This window comes from Actinotalea sp. (assembly GCF_035443605.1).
Taxonomy (GTDB): Bacteria; Actinomycetota; Actinomycetes; order Actinomycetales; family Cellulomonadaceae; genus Actinotalea.
Map to the genome: position 1 here is coordinate 1 of NZ_DAORSQ010000091.1, position 4727 is coordinate 4727.

Consider the following 4727-nt stretch of genomic DNA (forward strand, 5'->3'; position numbering starts at 1 on the left):
AACCAGACCAGCACCCTGGGCCTGGCGCACTGGGGTCGACCCGCCCGGGTCGGTCCGCACGGCGCCACCGCCCGGCCGACACCCGAGCCGACCGACGCGCGGGGCCAGACGAAGGAAGTAGGACCATGAAGATCGCAGTCGCCTACAAGTGGGCGCCCAACCCCCAGGACGCGTCGGTCACCGGAGACGGTGCCGTCGACTGGAGCCGGGCCAAGGCGTCGCTCTCCGAGTACGACCAGGTCGCCATCGAGGTGGGCCGCCGGCTGGCGGACGCCACCGGGGCCGAGCTCGTCGGCGTGACCGTCGGAGGCGCGGACGCCGGCAGCCCCATGGCGCGCAAGACAGCCCTCTCGCGCGGGCTGGACCGCCTGGCGATCGTCGCGGACGACTCGCTCGCGGGTGCCTCTGCCGGCCGTACCGCCGCCGCGCTGGCCGCGCTGGTGCGGGAGGTCGGCGACGCCGATCTGGTCCTCACCGGCGACGCCTCGCAGGACCTCGGTGCCCAGATGGTGCCCGGCGTCCTCGCGGCGGTGCTGGGCTGGCCCGTCCTGACCGACGTCACCTCGGTCACCGGCACCGTCGGGGACCTCACGGTGGGCCGCGTGCTGGACACGGGCGCGCAGACCCTGCGGGTGACCGGGCCCGCTGTGCTGGCCCTGGCCGGTGACGCCGCCGTCCCGCGCGTCCCGGGGATGAAGGACATCCTCGCCGCCGGGAAGAAGCCCACCGCGGTGGTGGAGATCGCCTCGCCCCCTGCTGACCCGCTCACGGTGCTCGCGACGGCGCCCCCGGCGATGAAGGCCCGCACGCGCAGGGTCCTGGACGGGTCCGACCCGGCCGCCGCCGCCGCCGAGCTCGTCGCCGCCCTGCGCGCCGACAAGGTCATCTGAGCGAGCGCACGAGAACAAGGAGATCGACATGAGCAGCACCTGCATCCTCGTCGCCGGCGACACCCGGATCGGCGACCTCGTCGCGCTGGCAGCCGGGACCACCACGACGGCCGTCGTCGTGGGCCACCGCGCCGTCGCCGACGCCGTCGCCGCCAGCGGCGTGCACGCGGTGGTCTGGCTGGGCGAGCCGTCCACGGGGATCCCGCTGGAGGCCTACGCCCACGCCGTGGCCCGGGTCGTCGCGCAGGCGGCGCCCGACCTCGTCCTCGCCGCCGCACGTCCGGCCGAGCGCGTGCTGGCCGGCGCGGTCGTCGCTGCGCTCGGCGCACCGGCCTTCACCCTCGTCAGCGCCGTGCGGGTGTCCGACGGCTCGGTCGAGCTCACGCGGTCGGTCTTCGGTGGCATCGCGCAGGAGACCGACGTGGTGACCGGGACCGCGGTGGTGGTCGTCGACGGCGGCCCCGCCGTCGAGGCCGGCGCCGGGGTGCCGGTGACCGAGACGTCAGCTGAGCCCCTGCCCGGCGTGACCGTCGTCGAGGACCGTCCGGTCACGCGGGCCGCGGTCGACCTGACCAGGGCGAGCCGGATCGTCTCGGCCGGCCGCGGCGTGAAGAGCCAGGCCGACCTGGTGATGGTCGATGCGCTGGCGGCCGCGCTCGGGGCGGAGGCGGCGTGCTCCCGGCCCCTTGCCGAGGGGCTCGGGTGGTACGCGCGTGACCGGTACGTCGGCGTGACCGGCCAGCACGTGCGGCCCGACCTCTACGTCGCGGTCGGGGTCTCCGGTCAGCTGCAGCACACCGTGGGCGCTCGCGGGGCGGGCACGATCGTCGCCATCAACGCCGACAAGGACTGCCCGTACTTCGCCGAGGCGGACTACTGCGTCGTCGGCGACCTGTACGCGATCGTCCCCGCACTCACCGAGGCGCTGTCATGACCGACGGGAGCGCCGCGCAGGGTGCGGACCCGGCGCCGGCCGAGGTGGCGGAGCCGGACTTCGACGTGATCGTCGTCGGTGCGGGGATCGCCGGTCTGGTGACGGCGTACCGCCTCGCCCAGCGCGGTCGCTCGGTCGTCGTCATCGAGCGCGGCGAGGCGCCCGGCTCCAAGAACCTCTCCGGTGGCGTCCTGTACTCGCGCGTCCTGGAGGAGGTCTTCCCCGACCTGCTCCAGGCGGCGCCGGTCGAACGGCGGATCACGCGGAACTACATCCAGTTCCTCAACGGGTCCTCGTCGGTCGGGATCGACTACCACGACGCGCGACTGGCCGAGCCGACCAACGCGGTCACCGTCCTGCGCGCCCGGCTCGACGCCTGGATCGCCGAGCGGTGCGAGGAGGTCGGCGTCTTCCTCATGCCGGGGGTCCGGGTCGACGAGGTCCTGCAGGAGGGCGGCCGCGTCGTGGGGGTCCGCGCTGGGCAGGACGAGCTGCGCGCCCACGTGGTCGTCGCGGCCGACGGCGTGAACTCGTTCCTTGCCAGGGCGGCCGGGCTGCGAACCGCGCCGCCGACGCGCCACCTCGGCCTCGGCGTCAAGGCGGTCGTCGGCCTGCCGGCCGCGACCATCGAGGAGCGGTTCCACCTCGCGGCCGACGAGGGGGTGGCCTACGCCATCGTCGGCGACTGCACCCAGGGCGAGGACGCCGGCTACCACGTCGCGGCGTTGGCCCTGCGGGTGGTCCGCGCGATGGCGGCGCACGTCGACGTCGTGAGCATGAACGAGGACGAGCTGCAGGGGTACCTCGCCCGCCGCGTCGACCTGCTCGACGCGGCCGAGGTCACCCGGGCGGCCACCGAGGTGCGTGGCCTCGTCGGCGCACGGACCTTGATCGTCCACACGCGCTGGTGGTCGCTCGCCGTCGGCCCCGACGCGCAGGCCTACCGGGCGGCGTTGCGGGGCGGCATCGCGATGGCGAGCGCCCGGTACGCCTACGGCGACACCATCGGTCCGGAGCGGTACCGCGAGGCCGGTACCTGGCCGAGCGACCCCCGCAGCCTGCGGGTGGTCGCGCTGCTCGAGGAGGCCGGCGTGGTGTGCGAGCCCGGTGTCGTCCCGCCGACCCGGACCCCGACGACGATCGGGCTGGGCGACGCCTTCGTCGGCGGGGTGGTCAAGGTGCTGGCCGAGGAGCAAGGCTGAGGGCCGCAGATGGTCCCTGTCGTACGGTCCGGTCCGACCAGCGCGTCACGGCGCACGCAGAGAGGCACTGACATGTCGAGCACAGCCGAGAGCCACCCGAGCCGTCGGGCCCGTTGGATCGAGCAGCCCGACCACCGGGAGTGGTTGCGGGGGCAGACGGCGGCACAGCTCCGGTTCGCGCGCGGGTTCGCCCATCCGGAGGGCGGCGCGTGGTACCTCGACGACGTCGGCGCACCCGACGCGTCGCGGCCCGTCGCGACGTGGATCACGGCGCGCATGGCGCACGTGTACAGCCTGGGTCACCTTGCGGGGCTGCCGGGGTGCCGGCCGCTGGCAGCAGCGGCGATCGGCGGGCTGCGGGGCCGACTGCGCGACGACGTCAACGGCGGCTGGTTCGCCTCGCTGGGCCCGGCCGACGAGCGGGACGAGACCAAGGCGGCCTACGCGCACGCGTTCGTCGTCTTCGCGTCGTCCAGCGCGACCATGGCCGGGGTGCCGGGGGCGAGGGAGCTGCTCGACGAGGCGCTGGCGGTGCTGGACGAGCGGTTCTGGGAGGAGGGCCCCGGGCTGCACCGGGACTCCGCCGTGGCGGACTGGTCGACCTTCAGCGACTACCGCGGGGTCAACGCGAACATGCACGCCGTCGAGGCCCTCCTCTCGGCCGCGGACACCACCGGGGACGCGCGGTGGCTGGAGCGGGCGGCGCGGATCACGTCGACGGTGCTGGGGTGGGCCGCGGGCAACGCGTGGCGGATCCCCGAGCACTTCGACCCGGCGTGGACCCCGCTGCTCGAGCACCACCGCGACCAGCCCGACCACCCCTTCGAGCCGTACGGCGCGACGGTGGGCCACGGGCTGGAGTGGGCGCGACTGGCGCTGCACGTGCGCGCCGCACTGGGCGACGCGGCGCCGGAGAGCCTGCTCGACGGCGCCAAGCAGCTGTTCGCCCGGGCCGTCGCGGACGGCTGGGCCGCAGACGGAGCGGACGGGTTCGTCTACACGACCGACTGGTCCGGGGTGCCCGTGGTGCGCCAGCGCATGCACTGGGTGGCCGCCGAGGCGATCTCCGCCGCCGCGGCCCTGTCCGCCGCGACCGGGGACCCGGCCTACGACGCGTGGTACCGGACCTGGTGGGACTACGCCGTCGGGCACCTCGTCGACGACGACGGCTCGTGGCGTCACGAGCTCGACCCCGCCAACCGCCCGGCGGGCACGGTGTGGCCCGGCCGGCCCGACCTCTACCACTCGATCCACGCCGTGCTGCTCCAGCGTCTGCCCCTCGCGCCCTCCGCCCCCACGGCCCTCGCTCGCGGGCTGCTGCGGTAGGCGGCCGCCGCACCGCGGGACGGGGCGGGACCTTCGCCCCTGCGGTGACGCCCGGAGCAGGCGCACCGTGGGAGGTGGGCGGGAGCCACGGGACGTCCGCCCGGGGAGGCAGCGACCATGGGGGTCGGTGCGGGATCGTATGTCGACCTGGCGGCGAGCCGTGAGCGCGAGCGCTCCGGCCTGACCGCGCGCGAGGCCGGAGAGCGCCTCGCCGCGGACGGCCCCAACACCCTGCCGCCGCCCGCCCGGCCCTCCACGCTGCGCCGCCTTGCCGCCCAGCTGGTGCACGCCTTCGCGCTGCTCCTGTGGGCCGCCGCCGTGCTGGCCTGGTTCGCGCACCTGCCGCAGCTGTCCGTCGCCGTCGTCGCGGTGATC

General features: G+C 75.4%; 5 protein-coding genes. All 5 read left to right on the plus strand.

Going from position 1 to position 4727, the window contains the following annotated elements:
* Positions 1 to 125 precede the first annotated feature (125 nt).
* Positions 126 to 890, plus strand: coding sequence for an electron transfer flavoprotein subunit beta/FixA family protein (locus PKY62_RS10290; RefSeq protein WP_324536618.1), 765 nt, complete (start codon positions 126 to 128; stop codon positions 888 to 890).
* Between the two features lie 28 nt (positions 891 to 918).
* Entirely contained in the window at positions 919 to 1824 is a 906-nt protein-coding gene (locus tag PKY62_RS10295) for an electron transfer flavoprotein subunit alpha/FixB family protein (protein WP_324536619.1), read from the plus strand.
* On the plus strand, positions 1821 to 3026 hold the full coding sequence (locus PKY62_RS10300; RefSeq protein ID WP_324536620.1) for an FAD-dependent oxidoreductase: 1206 nt from the start codon (positions 1821 to 1823) through the stop codon (positions 3024 to 3026). Before PKY62_RS10295 ends, PKY62_RS10300 begins: the two co-directional genes overlap by 4 nt.
* Before the next feature lie 72 nt (positions 3027 to 3098).
* A complete protein-coding gene (locus PKY62_RS10305; RefSeq protein ID WP_324536621.1) occupies positions 3099 to 4352 on the plus strand; it encodes an AGE family epimerase/isomerase in 1254 nt (417 codons plus the stop codon).
* A gap of 117 nt (positions 4353 to 4469) precedes the next feature.
* The coding region (locus PKY62_RS10310; RefSeq protein ID WP_324536623.1) for a cation-transporting P-type ATPase at positions 4470 to 4727 on the plus strand (258 nt) is incomplete at its 3' end.